Here is an 18,326-nt window from a genome sequence, read left to right on the forward strand (position 1 = left end):
TGCAAGGGCGAGTCCGGCAAGGGCGAGTCCGGCAAGGGCGAGTCCGGCAAGGGCGAGTCCGGCAAGGGCGAGTCCGGCAAGGGCGAGTCCGGCAAGGGCGAGTCCGGCAAGGCTGAGGCGAAAGCGGACGCGAAGGCCGGAGCGAAGGCGAAGTCCGGCTCCGAGCCGTCCGCCGACGCCGAGGGCGACGCCGAGCGCGACAGCGCCGCCACCGGCGAGCGCGCTGCGGATGCAAAGCCGGAGCCTGCGGGGGACGCGGGCGAGGGCGCGGGCGCGGATGCGGGCGCGGGTGCGGGTGCGGGCAACGGCTCGGGCGCGGTCAAGAAGGGCGACGCCCGGCTGAAGGCCGCTGTGGCCGCCTGGGTGCGGAGCGCCGAAGAAGGCGAGGGCGGCGCCGGGGACGACGCGGCCCCGGCCGACGACGAGAAGTCTGCTGGTTCGGCTGACGCTGCGGGCGTGAAGCCTGTTGCCGACAAGTCGACGGCCGCGTTCAAGGCGGTACGTCCCAAGGCCGGTGAGGGCGGGGCTTCTGGCGCTGTCTCTGCTGAGAAGGCCGAGAAGGCTGAGGCTGCGGGTGCGAAGCTTGCTGCTGACAAGCCGACCGCTGCGTTCAAGGCGGTGCCGCCCAAGGCCGATGGTGCTGGTGCCTCTGCCGGGAAGCCTGTTGCCGACCAGCCGACCGCCGTGTTCAAGGCGGTAGGTCCCAAGGCCGGTGAGGGCGGGGCTTCTGGCGCTGTTTCTGCTGAGAAGGCCGACGCTGCGGGTGCGAAGCCTGCCGCTGACAAGCCGACCGCTGTGTTCAAGGCGGTGCCGCCCAAGGCTGATGGTGCTGGTGCCTCTGCCGGGAAGCCTGTTGCCGACCAGCCGACCGCCGTCTTCAAGGCGGTAGGCCCCAAGGCCGATGGCGCCGACGCCCCCGGCGATGCCCCTGCCCGGAAGGCGGAGGAGGCCGAGGAGGCCGGGAAGCCCGACGCCGAGGGCAAGCAGCCCGCCGCCGACCAGCCGACCGCCGTCTTCAAGGCCGTACGCCCCAAGACTGGTGACAAGGCCGAGCCGGAAGCCGCCGCCGAGGCCGGGGCCGATCAGCCCACCGAGCTGCTCAAGGCCCCTGCCCCGGCCACCGGGGCGAAGGCGGGCCAGGAGCGCAAGAGCCAGTTTGTCCCGCTGAAGGAGGACGCCCAGGCCAAGCCCGCGGCGGCGAAGCCGAATACGGCGGCGAAGCCGAACGCCGCCGCCAAGCCGAACGCCGCCGCCAAGCCGAACGCCGCCGCCAAGCCGGACGCCGCCGCCAAGGCGGACGCCCCCGCGAAGCCCGGCATTCCGGTCTCGGTCGCGCCCCCGAAGGCGCCCGTGGCCCCGGCCGAGGCGGAGCGCACCAAGCAGACGCCCTTCCCCGGGCAGCAGGCAGGCGCAGGCGCAGGCGCAGGCGCCGGCAGCGGCGCCGACGCGGGGCCCGGACGTCCCGCCGCCCCGCTCGACCTGCTCGCGCAGCTGACGAACACCCCGCCGCCGCCGGAGACCCCGGTGCGCACGGCGATGCGCCGCGTGAAGATCTGGACGCCGCTCGTCGTGCTGCTCGGGATCATCTTCGTGGTCGTTCAATCCTTCCGGCCGCTGCCCGATCCGAAGCTCGCGCTCGGTGCGAAGAAGGCCTTCACCTTCGAGGGCGGCCGGCCCGACTTCGCCTGGCCGGCGGAGGGCCAGTCCGCGGCCAAGGTGCTGGGCGCGGGGGACGTGGGGACGTCGGGCTCGCAGAAGCCGGTGCCCACGGCGAGCGTCGCCAAAGTGATGACCGCGTACGTGATCCTGAAGGACCACCCCCTGAAGAAGGGGGAGAAGGGCACGGACCTCGTCATCGACGCGCAGGCGGCCAAGGAGTCGCAGTCGAAGGACGAGTCGCGGCTGATCGTGAGCGAGGGGCAGACCTTCTCGCAGTACGACATGCTGCAGATGCTGCTCATCCCCTCCGGTAACAACATCGCCCGCCAGCTGGCGCGCTGGGACGCGAAGTCCGAGGACGAGTTCGTCAAGAAGATGAACGCGGCCGCCAAGGACCTCGGCATGACGAACACGACGTACACGGACCCCAGCGGTCTGATGGACACGACCCGGAGCACCGCCACCGACCAGGTGAAGCTGGCCGAGGTAGTGATCAGGAACGAGGTCATCCGCGAGATCGTCGGCAAGCCCAACGCCAAGATCTCCGGTCTTGCCGAGCCGATCTACAACAACAACGACAAACTGCTGACGAAGGGCACCGGTGTCCTGGGCGTCAAGACCGGCTCCAGCAAGCCGGCCGGTGGCGCGCTGATGTGGGCGGCGAAGCGGACGATCGACGGCCAGGAGCGGCTGATCGTCGGCGCCACCATGGACCAGCACTTCAAGGGCATCGACATCAACGCCGAGAACAGCCTGCGGATGGTGCTGGAGAACAGCTACAAGCAGACGCGGGCCATCCAGGACTCCCTCACCTCGGCTGTCGTGGTGAAGAAGGGCGACGTCGTCGGCTCCGTCGACGACGGCCTCGGCGGGAAGACGCCGGTCGTCGCGATCAAGGACGTCAAGGCGATCGGCTGGGCCGGTTTCGCTTCAAAGTTCGCGCTGTCCGCCAACGGTCACAAGATCCCGCACTCGGCGAAGGCCGGGACCGAGGTCGGTGAGCTGACCGTGGGCACCGGCGCGGACGCGGTCAAGGTGCCGGTGGCGCTGAAGACCGCCCTGGCCGAGCCCTCGTTCGGGGCGAAGCTGGGCCGCCTGGGCTGAGGCCCGGCCGGCAGCCGGAAGAGCGCCTGGGGCTGGGCTCCTGGTCCGTGCGAGTGGGTACGGACCGGGGGCCGCTTCGCGGCCGCGGCGGCGTGCGGGCAGCGTGTTGGGTTCGCGGGGTTTGCTCGCCGCGGGCCCGGCATGCGTGAAGATGGGGGAGAAGACCTAGGGGGAAGACGGGGAGAGTCGCAGTGAGCACCGTGGGGCCGGCGCGTGCCGGGAAGTCGGGAGATCCCGGCAACGAACCGGCAGGGCCTGGCAACGAACCGGCACGGCCTGGCAACGAACCGGCAGGACCCGGCAGCGAACCAGCAGGACCTGGCAACGAACCGGCACGGCCCGGCAACGAACCGGCAGGACCCGGCAGCGAACGCGCAGAACCCGGCAACGAACCGGCAGGACCTGCCGCGAGCGCCGCACCCGGCGCCGTGAAGCCGGCGTGGCGACGGCCCTCGTGGGCGGTCGTGCCGGGCCACCGGCGCGGCGGTCGGCTCCGTGCGCTCACCGGGACCGTGCCGGTCACGCTCTTCGTGGCGGCGGTGCTGCACGTGCTGTGGGTGTGTCTGTTCGCCAACAGCGGCGGCGACCTGGCCGCGCAGGACGCGTGGGCGGAGTTCGCGCTCCAGCACCCGGCGTCCGCCTACAACCTCGCCTGGTACGGCGGGATGCACCCCGTCTCGTACAGCGTGATCTCCCCGTATCTGATGGCCCTGCTCGGTGTGCGCACCACGATGATGGTCGCGGGCACCCTGTCGGCGGGGCTGATCGCTCTTCTCCTCGTCCGCAGCCGGGTGGTGCGGCGGCCGCTGTGGCCGGCCCTGTACGGCGCGTTCGCGCTGGCGTGCAACGCCATCTCGGGCCGGGTGACGTTCGGGCTGGGCATGATGTTCGGGCTGGCGGCGGCGGCCGCGATCTTCGCGTGGCCGGTGCGGTGGCGTTCGGAGCGCAGGTTCCGGTGGGCGCGGGCCGTGCTGGCCGGGGCCATGGCGGCGCTGGCGACGGCGTCCAGCCCGGTCGCGGGCCTGTACGTGGGCATCGTGGCGGCCGCGCTCTGGCTGGGCAGGCGCCGTCCGGCCGCGTACGCGCTGGGCGTGCCCCCCGTGCTGGTCGTCGCGCTGTCGGCGTGGCTGTTCCCGTTCTCCGGTCAGCAGCCGATGGCGTTCGCCTCGGTGATCCTGCCCCTGCTCGCCGGCGTCTTCGGGATGACGCTGACGCCGTCGTCGTGGCGGACGGTGCGGATCGGCTCCGCCCTCTACGCGCTGGGGGTGCTCCTGGTCTGGCTGATCCCCTCGCAGATCGGTACGAACATCTCCCGGCTCGGCATGGTCTTCGGCGGTGTGGTGCTGGTCGCCGCACTGACGGAGACGAAGGTGCCGCCCCGCGCCGAGCTGCTGAAGCGGGGCCGGGCCTGGACGGCGACCGTGCTCGCCGTGCTGACCTGCACGGTCTGGCAGGCCGCCGTCTCCATCAGCGACATCGTGCACACCACCCCGGCGGCCTCCTGGGCGCGGGCGCTGGCGCCCCTGGTGGACCGGCTGCAGCGGGTGGACGCCGCGCGCGGCCGGGTCGAGGTCGTACCGGCGCGCAGCCACCGCGAGGCCTCCGCCCTGGCCCCGTACGTCAACCTCGCGCGCGGCTGGAACCGGCAGGCGGACCTCAAGCGCAACCCGCTCTTCTACGAGGAGGGCATGCTCACCCCGGCCAGCTACCAGGCCTGGCTCAACCGCTGGGCCGTGCACTACGTGGTGCTGCCGACGGGCGAGCCGGACAACGCCGCGGTCGACGAGGCCAGGCTGGTCGGCCAGGGCCTGCCGTATCTGCGCGAGGTGTGGTCGGACGCCAACTGGCGGCTGTACGAGGTGAAGGACCCCACCCCGCTGGCCGAGCCGCCGGCGGTCGTGGAGCACGCGGACGCCGGCGAGCTGACGATCACGGTGCAGCAGGCCGGGCCGGTGCTGATCCGCATCCCGTACTCGCCGTGGCTGGGCCTGGTCGACAAGGCCGGCAAGGCCGTGCAGCCGCCGAAGGCGGGGTCGGCCGGAGAGCCGCCCGTCAACGTCAATGGCTGCCTGACCAAGCAGGTCCAGCCGCCGAAGGATGGCGAGCCGGAGGACGACTGGACGCTGCTGCGCGCCCCGCACGCCGGTACGTACCGGATCGCGGCCCCGTACAAGCTGCCGCGCGGCACGGGCTGCCCGGACGACCTGGCACGCTGAGGCAGCCGGCAGGGGAGGGCTCAGCCGACCGAAGACGTCGAACGGGTGACCAGGAGTAGTCGGCCGGTCACCCATTTGCCACTTCTCCCCTGCGGCCGTACGGAGTTGTCGCGCCACCCGCGATGACCTGCTTATTCGGCCCCGCGCCGGCCTGCCCGGAGCCCTGGATCTGAAGGGCTGTCAGGGTGCGGGCCTTCCGGAACCCGGTTTCGCTCAGCAGAAGAGGAGCGCGGAATTCCGACTCCTGCCGCGGTGCATCGGCGTGCCGCGACCGCGCTCACGGAGGAAGCATGCGTACTGCACGAGTGCTCACCGGGGCCGCCCTGGCCATAGCTGCGCTGGGGCTGGCGTACGTTCCCGCGCTCGCCGACAGCTTCGGAAAGCTGGAGATCAGCCCGAGCACCGTCCGGCCGGGCGACATGGTCACGGTGAACACCACGGCCTGCGGCTCCGGCGGCCGTGGCACGGGTGACGCCAGCGCCGTGGGCGGCCCGGCGTCGTTCGACCTCAGGCCCGGCACGCACAAGGAGGTCGTGATCGGCCAGTTCAAGGTGCCCGACTCGGCCAAGCCCGGCACCTACGGCATCGGGGCCAAGTGCGACAACGGCAAGGAGGCCACGGGCGACCTGGTCGTCTCCTCCGGCGCTGCCCCGGCCTCGGCCCCGGCTTCCGCCTCCGCCTCCGCCTCCGCCATGCCGAGCATGCCGGCTTCGCCCCCCGTGGGCGGCATGAAGACCGGCGTCGGCGGTACGAGCGAGGAGTCGGGCACGGCCGAGATCGTGGCCGGCGCGGCCGTGCTGGCCACCGTCGCGGTCGCCGGCACCTGGTTCCTGCGCCGCCGTGGCGGCGGCAACCGGATCTGACCGAGGACCGTCCCCGTGCCGGCCGGTCCGCCCCTCGGTCCCCGGACGCGCGCCCTGCGCCCAGGGACCGGGAACGGCCCGGGCGCGGGGCGGGACCTGCCGGAGCGGGGGAGCGCCCACCTGCGGAGTGCCTGTCTGCGCGGTGCCCGTGGAGCACCGCGGCCCCACCCGGCGCACCTCGCGCACCAGGCGCGGGAGTCGCGTCACAAGACGGTCCTCGCCGCGGTCCTCGCTGTCGCGGTGCTGACGGGCAGCTGGCTCATCGAGCACGGCGCGAAGGACCAGGCGCCGCCCCCGCAGCCCTCCGAGGCTGAGGCGTTCCCCACGCCCGGTGAACCCCTGCTGTCCGGGCCCGGGCGCGAACGCTCCATCCCGCCCCTGCCGCCCGCCGCCCCCACCCGCGTACGGATCGCCGCCATCGGGGTCGACGCGCCGGTGGCGCCCCTCGGGCTGCTGCCCGACCGCAGCCTCGCCAGCCCCCCGGAAGAGGACAAGAACCTCGCCGGCTGGTACGCGGGCGGCACCGCACCCGGCGCCGCCGGCACCGCCGTCCTGGCCGGTCACGTCGACACGGCGAGCGGACCGGCGGTCTTCTACAACCTCGGCGCCCTGAAGAAGGGCGACGCCGTGGAGGTGGCCCGCGCTGACAGCCGTACCGGCGTCTTCACGATCGATGCCATCGAGGTGTACGACCGGGACCGCTTCCCCTCGGCGAAGGTGTACGGCGCCACCAGGCGGGCCGAGCTGCGGGTGATCACCTGTGGTGGCGGTTTCTCCCAGGAGGCGGACGCCTACCTGGGCAACGTCGTGGTCTACGCGCACCTGGCGTCCGTACGGCGCACGCCGCAGGTGACGGGCGGCTAGTGCTCCTCGTCCCAGGGCGGCTCCTCGTCCCAGGAGGGCTCCTCCGCCCACGGCGGCTCGTCCCCGGCGGCTCCCGCCGGCGCGGCGGCCTGGAGCACCTTGGCCCGCTCCGCCCCGGCCCGGGGCGCCGGCAGGTCCGGCACGGCGGCCGGAGCCGCCGGGTCCGGCACCGCGGGCTGCTCCTCCTGCCGGGGGCCGGGCAGCTCCGCGAGCACGTCGAGCATGGGCTGCCCGTACTTGACCAGCTTGTTCTCGCCGACCCCGTTGATCGTGGACAGCTCGTCGAGCGAGGAGGGCCGGGCCGTGGCGATCTCGCGCAGCGTCGCGTCGTGGAAGATCACGTAGGCGGGCACGCCCTGCTCCTTCGCGGTCGCCGCACGCCAGGCGCGCAGCGCCTCGAAGACCGGCACCGCGGCCTGCGGCAGGTCGACGGGAGCGCCGCGCCTGGACGCACCGCCGCCACCGCCCGCCTTCGCGGCCTTCGCCGCGCGGGCCGGCTTCTCCGGCTCGCGGCGCAGCAGCACCTGGCGGCGGGAGCCCAGCACGTCACCGCTGGCGTCGGTGAGCACGAGCGTGCCGTACTCACCCTCGACGGCCAGCAGCCCCTGGGACAGCAACTGCCGCACCACGCCGCGCCATTCGGCGACGCTCAGGTCCGTGCCGATGCCGAAGACGGTGAGGCCGTCATGGTCGTGCTGGATGACCTTCGCGGTCTTCTTGCCGAGCAGAATGTCGATGATCTGGCCCGCGCCGAACTTCTGCCGCCTCTCCCGGGCCAGCCGCAGGACCGTGGACAGGAACTTCTGGGCGGCGACCGTGCCGTCCCAGGTGACCGGCGGCGTCAGGCAGGTGTCGCAATTGCCGCATGCGGTCTCCTGCTGCCGCTGTCCGAAGTAGGCGAGCAGCTGTCCCCGGCGGCACTCCACCGCCTCGCACAGGGCCAGCATCGCGTCCAGGTGGGTGGCGAGCCGGCGGCGGTGCGCGTCGTCGCCCTCCGAGCCGTCGATCATCTTGCGCTGCTGGACCACGTCCTGGAGCCCGTACGCCAGCCAGGCCGTCGACGGCAGCCCGTCGCGCCCGGCGCGGCCGGTCTCCTGGTAGTAGCCCTCGACGGACTTCGGCAGGTCCAGGTGGGCCACGAAGCGCACGTCGGGCTTGTCGATGCCCATGCCGAAGGCGATCGTGGCGACCATGACGATGCCGTCCTCGCGCAGGAAGCGCGACTGGTTGGCGGCGCGCGTGCGGGCGTCGAGGCCGGCGTGGTACGGAAGCGCCTCGATGCCGTTCTGGGACAGGAACGCGGCGGTGTCCTCCACGCCTCTGCGGGAGAGGCAGTAGACGATGCCCGCGTCGCCCGCGTGCTCGCTGCGCAGCAGCTCCAGCAACTGCTTCTTCGGGTCGTTCTTCGGCGCGACGCGGTACTGGATGTTCGGGCGGTCGAAGCTCGCGACGAACTGCCGGGCCTCGCGCAGGTTCAGCCGGCCCGCGATCTCGGTGCGCGTCGCGTCGGTGGCGGTCGCGGTCAGCGCGATGCGCGGCACGTCCGGCCAGCGCTCGTGCAGCGCCGACAGGGCGAGGTAGTCGGGCCGGAAGTCGTGCCCCCACTGGGCCACGCAGTGCGCTTCGTCGATGGCGAAGAGGGAGATCTTGCCCCGGTCGAGCAGCCGCAGCGTCGCCTCCACCCGCAGCCGCTCCGGCGCCAGGTAGAGCAGGTCCAGCTCGCCCGCGAGGAACTCGGCCTCCACCATGCGGCGTTCGTCGAGGTCCTGCGTGGAGTTCAGGAAGCCGGCCCGCACGCCGAGCGCGCGCAGCGCGTCGACCTGGTCCTGCATGAGCGCGATCAGCGGTGAGACGACGACCCCGACGCCCGGCCGCACGAGCGCCGGGATCTGGTAGCACAGCGACTTGCCGCCACCGGTGGGCATGAGGACGAGCGCGTCGCCGCCGGCGACGACATGCTCGATGATCTCTTCCTGTTCGCCGCGGAAGGCGTCGTACCCGAAGACGCGGCGCAGGCAGCTCAGGGCATCGCTCGCATCGCCGTCGGCATCGCTGATCACTGTGGGGTCGGCCATTCCAGAAGTCTACGAGCCGCCAACGACAAACCCGGGTGGATCAAGCGACTTCGATGCCGTACTCCTGCACCAGCGCCTCCAGCCCGCCCGTGTACCCCTTGCCGCCGATCACGAAGTCCCAGTCGCCGCTCTCCCGCCTGCGGAACGAACCCAGCACGAGCGCCGTCTCGCCCGGCCGCCCGTCGGAGACCTCCAGCCGCCCGAGCTCGCTGCCCGAGGCGTCGGACAGGCGGATGCGGGCGTCGGTGAACTCCGAAAGATCGGAGTGCGGATTGACGGCCGGGTCTATGGCCGCGACCAGCACGAGCCGGTCGGCGGGGGCGGGCAGCGCTTCGAAGGTCACGTGCAGGGCGGCCTTGTCTGCGGGGGAGGGGTCGACCGAGCGCACGGCCCCGTCGGGGGTCTGCCGGTTGTTGTAGAAGACGAAGTGATCGTCGCTGAGGACACGCGACCCCGTGCAGACCAGCGCGCAGACGTCCAGGGCGACGTGGCCGGACCAGGACATGCCCAGCACGCTGTGGTCACGCTGCTGGCCGGCGGCGGCCGGGGCTGCGGGAGCGTTCGGCCCGGGACGGGCGCTCGTATGGCCGCCCGCGCCGTCACCGCCTCCCAGGCGCCCCCGCAGCCCGTGCTGCGCCAGCAGCTCCACCAGCTCCTCGCCGGACACCAGGGTCAGCGGCTTCCCGTTGGCGAAGGCGTACGAACCGGGCCCGAAGCCGGAAGTCGTCACCAACACGCCCTTGTTGGCCCCGGCGCCCTGCACCGTGCCGTACAGATCGCGGACGGCGGTCGGCGGCACCGTCTTGCGGTACCGCTTCACCTGCACGATGATCCGCCCGCCGCTGATCGGGTCCGGGTCCAGCGCCTCGACGTCCACGCCGCCGTCGTTGGAGCGCTGCGTCATCACGGCCTGCATCCCACGGGCCCGGAAGAGCTCCGCGACCAGCGCCTCGAACGCGACGGGGTCCATCTCGAAGAGATCCGGGTCGTCGCCCCCGCCGTGCGAGACGACCCCCCGCCCCACGTCGTCGGGCTGCCGGCCCGGCCGTACGGCGGCCAGCTGGTCGGGGCGCGCCGACAGCAGGCCGCCGAGCCCCTCGGTGAGGCACTCGACCGCGCTCACCTGCTCGAGGTGGAACCGCGCGAAGACGGTGCGGGGAACGGAGACGGAGGCGAGGAAGATGTGGGTGAGCCGCCCGGTGACCGGGTCGTGCTCGTCGACGAAACCGTTGAGGGCCACGGACTCCAGCGCCCCGAACCCGTCCGCCGCGAACACCTCGCGCACCGCCAGCAGCACACACTGCGCCAGCACGTCGCGGTAGACGCCGCGCCGCTGGGTGACCGGCCGCGCGGTCTCCTTCTCCTCGTCGGCGGTCGGCATGTACCGCACGGACTTCACCGCCGGGACGATGCCGAACCCCGGCAGCTCCCAGTTCAGCACCAGCTGCCGGGCGGCGGGGTCGTAGGCGGCGGATATCTGGTGGGGGAAGTCCTCCGGCCACGCGCCGGAGGCGTACAGCGCGGCGGAGAAGTAGTCCACGACCGCGTCCGGATCACCGTCGCGCAGTGCGGCCACCGTCTCGGCGACGCCGGCGTTGTGCTGCCGTATCTCCGCGAGCGTCGCGGCGGCCCACTGGTCATACTGCTGCCGGTACGCGGCCAGCCGGTCCAGGCGCTGCCCCTCGGCCGCCAGCGCGGCGTGCCGGTCACGTTCGTACTGCGCCCTGTTGCCGAACCCCCGGTACCGCTCCGGGTCCGGCATCACCACGGGCTGCCCGAGGTGCCCCGGGTCGAACGGCTGCAGCTGCTCGGACCGCGCGAGCGCCCCCGCGGTGAATCCCGGCGCCCGGCACCCCGCGGCGAGCAGCCCCTCCAGCGCCGCGACCCGGGCGTCCAGCTCGTCCGTCCGCCGCCGCGCCTCCGCCTCCCGCGCCGCCCGGTACGCCTGCCGCTGTTCGCGGTCCTGCCGCGCCCGCTCGCGCACGTACGCCCGCTGCTGGCGCTCCTGCTCCCGGGCCTGCTGCGCCGCCGCCCGCTGCCGGGCCTCCGCCTGCCGCTGCTGCTGCCGCTGCGCCTCGGCCCATATCCCGATCAGTCCACTGGAGCGACGACTCATGGCGGCTGTGTTCCCTCCCCCGGAGACACCCCGGCGTCCCGGAACCACATACGTACTGGCTCCGTGACCAGCGGTGAGGTTCAACCTTAATGGGCGGGCAGACAAAATGATCAGCAGATTGCACAGTGCGCGAAGAGTTGCCATCGGGGCCTGTGGGACATGACTCGCGGGCCGGACGGGGTGTGACCGGAAAGCACCCCAGGAGTCCGAGGTCGATGACATTCCCCTTGGTGACAATCTCTTGGCCATAGCCTCCCCGTATCGAAGGACTAGGGTGGTGGGTGCGGTACCCAACCGCGTCCGGGAACGCTTGACGACCCCGGAGGGCGGAGCGAAATCATGATCAGCGACCGGATGGCAGAAGTCCTGCGTTCGCTGTACGCCTCCGGACGCGGTGACCCGGCCACGACGTTCGCCGCGGCCCTGGGCACCGACGACGTGACGGTCTCCGTGGTACTCGACGCCGGCCATACGGAGCAGCTGTGGTCCTCCGGCAGCACCGGCACACAGTTCGCGGAGATGCAGCGCACCTTCGGCGAGGGCCCCGAGTGCGACGCGATGCGCAGCGGCAACGCGGTGCTCGTGCCGGGCCTCGTCGCGGTCCCGGTGGAGCGGTGGCCGCTGCTGCTGCCGGCCGTGGCCGGGCTGCCGGTGGGAGCCGTGTTCTGCTTCCCGCTGGGTATAGGCGCCATCCAGGTGGGTGTGCTGACCGCACTGCGCGCCCGGCCCGGTCCGCTGTCCGCGGAGGAGACGACCGACGCCCTGGCTCTCGCCTCGGCGCTCACCACGCTGTTCCTCGACGGCGAGGGGCGGCGGGACGGCCGGCCGGGGGTCGCCCTCCCGCCGCACGGGTGGCAGCAGGCCGTGGTGCACCAGGCGACGGGCATGGTCAGTGTGCAGCTGACGGTGTCGCTGGCGGCGGCGCTGCTGCGCCTGCGGGCCACGGCGTTCAGCCGCAATCAGCCGATCGTCGAACTGGCCCAGGACATCGTGTCCCGCCGACTGCGGTTCAACGACTCTACGAGCGGGCCGTCTGAGCCCGAAGAGAGCAGGGGATGAGGAGAATGTCCCGCCAACAGCAGGTCGCCGAGGTATTCGTCGAGATGGCGGACACCCTCGTCGACGACTTCGACATCATCGACTTCCTCCAGAAACTGTCCGCCCGCTGCGTGGAGCTGCTGGACGTCTCGGCTGCCGGAATCCTGCTCGCGGACTCCCATGGTGATCTGCAGATGATCGCCGCATCCGACGAGAACACCCGGCTGCTGGAACTCTTCGCGCTACAGCACGACCAAGGGCCCTGCGTGGACTGCTACACCCAAGGCGTCGCCCGCCTCAACATCGACCTCACCAGTTCCGCGGTCGCCAGGCACTGGCCCCTGTTCGTGGACCGCGCGGGCAGGAGCGGCTATGCCACCACCCACGCGCTCCCGCTGCGGCTGCGCCAGCACGTCGTAGGGGCGCTGAACCTCTTCCACACCGACCGGACGACGCTGGGCGTCGAGGATGCGGCCCTGGCCCAGGCGCTGGCCGACATCGCCACGATCGGAATCCTGCAACAGCGCACCCTGGAGCAGACCCAGACCGAACGGACCCAGCTCCAGGCCGCCCTCACCAGCCGTATCGTCATCGAGCAGGCCAAGGGCATCCTCGCGGAGCGCCTGCGGACCTCGCCCGACCACGCCTTCGCGGCCATCCGGGCCCACGCCCGCACCAACCACCTGCGCATCTCCGAGCTCGCCCGTCAGATCGTCGACGGTGATGTGACTGGTCTGTCCGTCGTTCCAGGGGTCGCCTGACCGCGGAGGTGGGCCCGGCCGCAGGCATTACGGCCAAAATCACTCGCACGGGTGAATCTGGATGCGCTGGAGCGATTCTGCACGCCCTGTGTTCCTATGGTTATCCGGTGTCGCCCCAGCCCCCGGTGGCTGTCCGTTCTCCCGCTCCCGCTTGCTGCGGGGCCACATGCATCGGAACCGCCAATGGGCATCGATCACCGGCGACCCGGCCCCTGGACGGCCGTCCACTTCTGCGGAGTCCTCCCCGCGGAGTGTCCCAACGCGCGCAGCTATCTTCTGGGCGGTTTCGCCGTGGTGGAGTTCCACGGCGATGTCGACCTGGTCGCCGCCCCGGAGATCAGAATGCATGTCGACTCCGCAACGTCGTCGGTGGGCTGCCGCGTGGTGGTGGACCTGCGGCCGGTGCGCTTCATGGACTGTGCCGCGCTCACCCTGCTCTGCCGGGCCCGCCGTCGGGCCGTGGAGCGCGGCGGCTCGTTCCGTATGGTCTGCACCCGGGCCTGGCATCTGCACCTGCTGAAGGCCGCGGGGCTGACCGCGGATTTCCAGCCGGTCGCCACGGTGACGGATGCCCTGGCCGGCGGACGGCAGCGTCCGCCCGCCTGACCGGGGCACCGCACGAGCCGCCCGTCGGACCGGACGGCTTCCGGCGGTACGGTCCCGCGCGGGACCGGAAGGACAGGCTTGCCAAGTTGTGGGGGCCGTTGCACTGTGCTTCGTAGCGGTGCCCGCAAGAAGCCGCGGCAAGGACGGCCGCCGCCGGGAGGAGAACCGGAAACCGGCGGCGACCGGGCGCCGGAGGCGGGGCTCCTTTCCCCGCCTCCGGCGCGGTCCGCCCTTCCTGGCCGACCGGGGCACGCGGGAAGAGACCCCTGGCAGGACAGGCCGGGAAGGGCGGGGCCGGGAGGCGTGCGTTGCCATCGCGTCTCCGGCCGCCCTCGCGGGCTTGCTGCCCTCGGGGTCCGGGAGAGCCGGGCCGGGCAGCGGGGCTGCCCGACGTCGTCTCGGAGGCTAGACGACTCCAAAGGGGCGGACAAGGGACTGGAATTGGCCAGTCGGCGGCCGCCCGCGCGCACGCGAACGGCCCCGGACATGAGGTCCGGGGCCGTCTGTTCCGGCTGAAGGCCGGCAACCGCGGTCGGAACCACGTCCGACCAGGCGTGCCCCCGGGCAGATTCGAACTGCCGACACCCGCTTTAGGAGAGCGGTGCTCTATCCCCTGAGCTACGGAGGCGGGGCAGCCGTCAGTGTAGCGGGTGGTCCGCCGGTGGGGGCAGGGCGGCGGGTGACGGTCACGCGCCAGGCGCCGGACGGGGTCCGGCCCAGGACGTCGACGGTGACGCCGGCGGCAGAGCAGCGCTGGCCGGTGCGGTAGGGGGCGTCGGTGAGGGAGGAGGTGACGTTGGGGTCCTTGGTGTAGCAGCCGGAGCTGGCGGGGGTGGCGTCCGAGGTGCGGACGGGGCCGGCGCCGGAGGCCAGGTCGGTGGCGACGGTGCTGACCAGGACGCCGGGGCGGCAGACGGCGTGGTCGAGGGGGCCGGGGGCGCGGGCCTCGAGCGTGACGGCGCGGGTGGGAGAGAGGGGGACGACGACGAGCTTGACGCCGTCGGCGACCGAGGTGGGGGTCAGGGTGAAGGTGCGGACGCCCACGCGAGGCATGCACCGGACCTGGGAGGGTGTCAGCCAGCCCAGCTTCCACTTGTGCCAGGCCAGGAAGTCGTTGGAGGGGCCCCAGTCCTCGTCCATGGGGTCCCAGTGACCCACGGGCGTCGTCACCGCGCGGCCGCGGCCCGTGTAGTAGAGGTCGGGGAGGCCGAAGCTGTGGGCGTTCTCGTGACTGAGCACGCGGAAGGGGCTGTCGCCGGTCTGGCGGCTCCAGATGAAGGACACGTTCCTGATGGGCACCCCGTCGCGGGTGTTCAGCCCCGTGGACGAGCCGGCGAAGGTGACCGAGCGGACGTCCTGGGTGGCGGGCGGGCCCGCCTCGGGGACGGCCAGGATGTTGATCAGGTCGTAGCGGCCGAAGTCGACCGTGTCGTCGGTGGCGTCGACGATCTCCTTGGCGATGGCGTGGTAGCCGTCGTCGCGGTAGGGGTCGAAGTCGGTGCCGCGCCTGATGCCGTACGAGCGGTACGGGCGTGACATGCGGATCCAGCGCGGTACGGGCGTGGAGCGGTAGTCCAGGCGCCCGTAGGAGCTGGTGCGGTAGTAGTCCGAGACGGCCGGGAAGAACTCGGCGTACCGCTTCCGCGGGGAGATGCGGGCGGGGGCGTCGGGGAAGTCGATGAAGAAGGTGACGGCCCGCACCGTGCCACTGGACCTGGCGTAGCCGCGCGGGGTGCGCGAGCCCTCGGAGACGTTGCCGGTGACGGTGCGCAGCGCGCACGGGCCGGAGGGGCTCCTGCCGAGGCGGGGGAGGCCGGCGGTGTGGCCGTGGGGCGCGGCCTCGGACTCCCCGGCCCGGGAGGTCGGTGCCGGCGCGGTCAGGGCGAGTGTCGTGGCCGCCACGGCGACGATGGCCAGGGGTTTCATGCCGGTGACCTCCAGGGCGGGCGCGGCCGCCTGCCACGGGCCGCTCTCTTGTTCACCCTCTTCCCGTGAGCCGCCCTCGCGCGCTGTGGACTGCGGCAGATGGCGGCCCCGGGACACCCTCCGGGAGGCGTGAGCCACCTCACGTGCCGACGTGAAATATCCGGGGAGGTTCTCCCCGTTTAACTGAGCGTTCCTGTCAAACGGGGAATCTCTCCCCGTCTGTCAGACCTCACGGATCAGCTTCACGGAAAGGAGGGCCGGTCGTGGTGACAGCACCCCAACCCCGACTGCGCGCCGACGCCCTGCGCAATCGCGAGCGCATCCTCGCGGCCGCCCGCGAGGCGCTCGTCGAACACGGGGCCGAATCCTCGCTCGATGAAATCGCTCGACGCGCCGGGGTCGGAAATGCCACGCTGTACCGGCACTTCGCGGACCGCCGTGAACTGATCCATCACGTCACCCTCTCCGTCATGGCCCGCATCGCGGACCAGGCCGAGACAGTACGAGCCGAGGAGCCCGATGCTTTCCTGGCGCTGAGGCGCTTTGTCCATGCCGCGGCGGACGAGCGGATCGGGGCGCTCTGCCCCCTGCTCGCCGATGGCGCCGAAGGCATCGACAAGGACCATCCCGACCACGTCGAGGCACGCGACCGGCTGGAAAGCGCGATCGAGGCGCTGATGGCCGCTGCCCGCGACTGCGGGCAGCTGCGCCCCGACATCGCCATCGGTGACCTGATGGTCGCCATCACTCAGCTCACCAGGCCGCTGCCGGACACCGGCTGCATGGACTTCGACCAGTTCGTGCACCGGCACCTCCAGCTCTTCCTGGACGGCCTGATGGCGCCGGCCCGGTCACAACTTCCCGGATCACCCGCGACTTTGGAGGACCTGCGACGCAAGTTCCACTCCTCCGCCGACGACTTGTCCCACCGGTAGTCCACACCCTCCGCACCGCTAGGTAGGCCCACGCATGCCAGATCTCACCACGCAACCCGACCCCAGGCGCTGGAAAGCGCTCATATTCATCGCCCTGGCCCAGCTCATGGTCGTGCTGGACGCGACCATCGTGAACATCGCGCTGCCCTCCGCCCAGACCGACCTCGGCATCTCGGACGGCAACCGGCAGTGGGTCATCACGGCCTACGCCCTCGCCTTCGGCGGGCTGCTGCTCTTCGGCGGTCGCGTATCCGACCTGTGGGGCCGCAAGCGTGCGTTCGTGATCGGCCTGATCGGCTTCGCGGCGGCCTCCGCCCTCGGTGGTGCCGCGGTCAACACCGGCATGCTGCTGGGCGCCCGCGCCCTGCAGGGCGCCTTCGGCGCGCTGCTCGCGCCGGCGGCCCTGTCGCTGCTCGCCGTGCTGTTCACCGAAGCGAAGGAGCGCGCCAAGGCGTTCGGCATCTTCGGCGCCATCGCCGGTGCCGGCGGTGGCGTCGGGCTCATCCTCGGCGGTCTGTTCACCGAGTACCTCAACTGGCGCTGGACGTTCTTCGTGAACATTCCCTTCGCCGTCGTCGCCGCGGTCGGTGCGGTCCTCGTGATCCGCGAGCCCGCCGAGGGCCGCAACCCCTCGAAGCTGGACATCCCCGGCGTCATCCTGGCCACCCTCGGCCTGGTCTCGCTCGTCTACGGCTTCACCCGCGCCGAGTCCGACGGCTGGACGTCCGGCAGCACCATCGGCCTGTTCGCCGCCGCCGCCGTGCTGCTGCTGGCCTTCGTGGTCGTCGAGAAGAAGGTCAAGGCCCCGCTGCTGCCGCTGCGCGTGCTCACCGACCGCAACCGCGGTGGCGTCTACGTCTCCCTGGCCCTCGCCGCCATCGCCATGTTCGGCCTGTTCCTCTTCCTGACCTTCTACTTGCAGGTCGTCAGGGGATACTCGCCGGTCAAGACCGGCCTCGCGTTCCTGCCGATGATCGCCACGATGATCACCGGTTCCACGCAGATCGGTGCCCGGCTGATGACCCGGGTGCCGGCCCGCTGGCTGATGGGTCCGGGCTTCCTGCTCGCGGCCGTCGGCATGGTGCTGCTCACCCAGATCGACCTGGACACCTCGTACACCTTCGTGATCCTGCCCGGTCTGCTGCTGATGGGCCTGGGCATGGGTACGGCCTTCATGCCGGCCATGAGCCTGTCCACGCACGGTGTCCAGGCCCGTGACGCCGGTGTCGCCTCGGCGATGGTCAACACCTCGCAGCAGGTCGGCGGCGCCATCGGCACCGCGCTGCTCAACACCATCGCCGCCAGCGCCACCACCGACTACTTCAAGTCCCACATGGCGCCCGGCGCGGACCAGAAGCTGCTCACCTTCCAGTCGATGGTGCACGGCTACTCCACCGCGGTGTGGTGGGCGGCCGGCATCCTGACGCTGGCCGCGCTGATCGCGGTCGTCTGCATCACCGCCGGTCACCAGGGCGGCCCGGCCGCCGCTTCCGGTGACGCGGAGGACGCCGAGGACTTCGTTCCGGTGATGGCCCACTGAGGCCTTCGCTGCGCCACCCGTGAGCTTGTGGGCCCCCGCCGTCACCGGCGGGGGCCCACCTGCGTGTGGCGGCGGTCCTCCCGCTCAGCGCAGCCAGGGCAGATCCGCGCCGGCCGGCTGCAGGCCCGTCGCGATGATCCGGCACGCCTCGCCGAACTGGGCGGCCTGCTCCGGCGTGAGGCGGTCGAAGACCGCCGCCCGCACGGCCGCCACATGGCCCGGCGCGGACCTGCGCAGCATCTCCAGGCCGTCGTCCGTGAGGATGGCCAGCTGCCCGCGCTTGTCGGACGGGCACTCCTCGCGCCGCACCCAGCCGTTCTTCTCCAGCCGGGCGATCGCGTGCGAGAGCCGGGAGCGGGTGATCTTGGCGTGCTGGGCGAGCTCGGTCATCCGCATCCGGCGGTGCGGCGCCTCGGAGAGCTGGACCAGGAGCCCGTAGTAGATGTGCGGCATCCCGGCGTCGCGCTGCAGCTGCCGGTCCAGCTGGTCCTCCAGGAGCGTGTAGGCGTGCCGGTACGCCTGCCAGGTGTCCTGCTCTGCTTCGGTGAGCCAGCGGGGTCCGGCAGCAGCCTCCCGGGCCTCCGCGGCTACCGCGTTCTCCGAGGGTCGGTTCGTCATGGCAT

The 18,326-nt window shown here is 72.1% G+C and carries 13 protein-coding genes and 1 tRNA gene; 9 read left to right on the top strand and 5 right to left on the bottom strand.

All coding sequences use genetic code 11. From position 1 onward, the window contains the following. The 4 genes from AB0F13_RS09275 to AB0F13_RS09290 form a co-directional block, all read left to right on the top strand. On the top strand, positions 1–2,763 hold a 2,763-nt coding region (locus AB0F13_RS09275; RefSeq protein ID WP_362077642.1), incomplete at its 5' end, for a D-alanyl-D-alanine carboxypeptidase. 512 nt (positions 2,764–3,275) lie between these two features. After that, positions 3,276–4,979 carry an MFS transporter gene (locus tag AB0F13_RS09280; RefSeq protein ID WP_362077645.1) on the top strand — a complete coding sequence of 568 codons (1,704 nt, stop codon included), beginning with the start codon at positions 3,276–3,278 and terminating at the stop codon, positions 4,977–4,979. Positions 4,980–5,269: 290 nt separating this feature from the next. Continuing rightward, positions 5,270–5,842 (top strand): hypothetical protein, encoded by a 573-nt coding sequence (locus tag AB0F13_RS09285; RefSeq protein ID WP_362077648.1) that lies wholly within the window; start codon positions 5,270–5,272, stop codon positions 5,840–5,842. Positions 5,843–6,082: 240 nt separating this feature from the next. Continuing rightward, positions 6,083–6,706, top strand: a complete 624-nt coding sequence (locus AB0F13_RS09290) for a class F sortase (protein WP_362078067.1) — start codon at positions 6,083–6,085, stop codon at positions 6,704–6,706. On the opposite strand, the gene recQ is transcribed toward AB0F13_RS09290, so the two are convergent. Together recQ and AB0F13_RS09300 are read right to left on the bottom strand one after the other, a co-directional pair. Further along, entirely contained in the window at positions 6,703–8,781 is a 2,079-nt protein-coding gene (gene recQ, locus AB0F13_RS09295; RefSeq protein ID WP_362077651.1) for a DNA helicase RecQ, read from the bottom strand. The two genes, AB0F13_RS09290 and recQ, sit on opposite strands and share 4 nt — an antisense overlap. 40 nt (positions 8,782–8,821) lie before the next feature. Then, positions 8,822–10,897 (bottom strand): restriction endonuclease, encoded by a 2,076-nt coding sequence (locus AB0F13_RS09300; protein WP_362077654.1) that lies wholly within the window; start codon positions 10,895–10,897, stop codon positions 8,822–8,824. A 339-nt stretch (positions 10,898–11,236) separates the two neighbouring features. Between AB0F13_RS09300 and AB0F13_RS09305 the strand changes: the two genes are divergently transcribed. The 3 genes from AB0F13_RS09305 to AB0F13_RS09315 all read left to right on the top strand — a co-directional run bounded on the left by AB0F13_RS09305 (position 11,237) and on the right by AB0F13_RS09315 (position 13,302). Continuing rightward, entirely contained in the window at positions 11,237–11,956 is a 720-nt protein-coding gene (locus AB0F13_RS09305) for a hypothetical protein (RefSeq protein WP_362077657.1), read from the top strand. 5 nt (positions 11,957–11,961) lie between these two features. After that, positions 11,962–12,696, top strand: a complete 735-nt coding sequence (locus tag AB0F13_RS09310; RefSeq protein ID WP_362077660.1) for a GAF and ANTAR domain-containing protein — start codon at positions 11,962–11,964, stop codon at positions 12,694–12,696. A 183-nt stretch (positions 12,697–12,879) separates the two neighbouring features. Then, positions 12,880–13,302 (top strand): STAS domain-containing protein, encoded by a 423-nt coding sequence (locus AB0F13_RS09315; protein ID WP_362077663.1) that lies wholly within the window; start codon positions 12,880–12,882, stop codon positions 13,300–13,302. Between the two features lie 555 nt (positions 13,303–13,857). Here AB0F13_RS09315 and AB0F13_RS09320 read toward each other — a convergent pair. Together AB0F13_RS09320 and AB0F13_RS09325 are read right to left on the bottom strand one after the other, a co-directional pair. Beyond that, positions 13,858–13,930, bottom strand: a tRNA-Arg gene (locus tag AB0F13_RS09320). Next, positions 13,921–15,228: a M6 family metalloprotease domain-containing protein gene (locus AB0F13_RS09325; protein ID WP_362077666.1), complete on the bottom strand. Its 1,308-nt coding sequence runs from the start codon at positions 15,226–15,228 to the stop codon at positions 13,921–13,923. The genes AB0F13_RS09320 and AB0F13_RS09325 overlap by 10 nt, the downstream gene beginning before the upstream one ends. 266 nt (positions 15,229–15,494) lie before the next feature. Here AB0F13_RS09325 and AB0F13_RS09330 point away from each other — a divergent pair, with 266 nt between their 5' ends. Next, complete coding sequence (locus AB0F13_RS09330; protein ID WP_362078070.1) at positions 15,495–16,163, top strand: helix-turn-helix domain-containing protein; 669 nt, start codon at positions 15,495–15,497, stop codon at positions 16,161–16,163. A gap of 34 nt (positions 16,164–16,197) precedes the next feature. Continuing rightward, positions 16,198–17,703, top strand: a complete 1,506-nt coding sequence (locus AB0F13_RS09335) for an MFS transporter (RefSeq protein WP_362077669.1) — start codon at positions 16,198–16,200, stop codon at positions 17,701–17,703. An 84-nt stretch (positions 17,704–17,787) separates the two neighbouring features. On the opposite strand, the gene AB0F13_RS09340 is transcribed toward AB0F13_RS09335, so the two are convergent. Continuing rightward, positions 17,788–18,321: a MarR family transcriptional regulator gene (locus AB0F13_RS09340; protein WP_362077672.1), complete on the bottom strand. Its 534-nt coding sequence runs from the start codon at positions 18,319–18,321 to the stop codon at positions 17,788–17,790. Positions 18,322–18,326 lie beyond the last annotated feature (5 nt).

It is taken from the genome of Streptomyces sp. NPDC026206 (genome assembly GCF_040638465.1).
Lineage (GTDB): Bacteria > Actinomycetota > Actinomycetes > Streptomycetales > Streptomycetaceae > Streptomyces.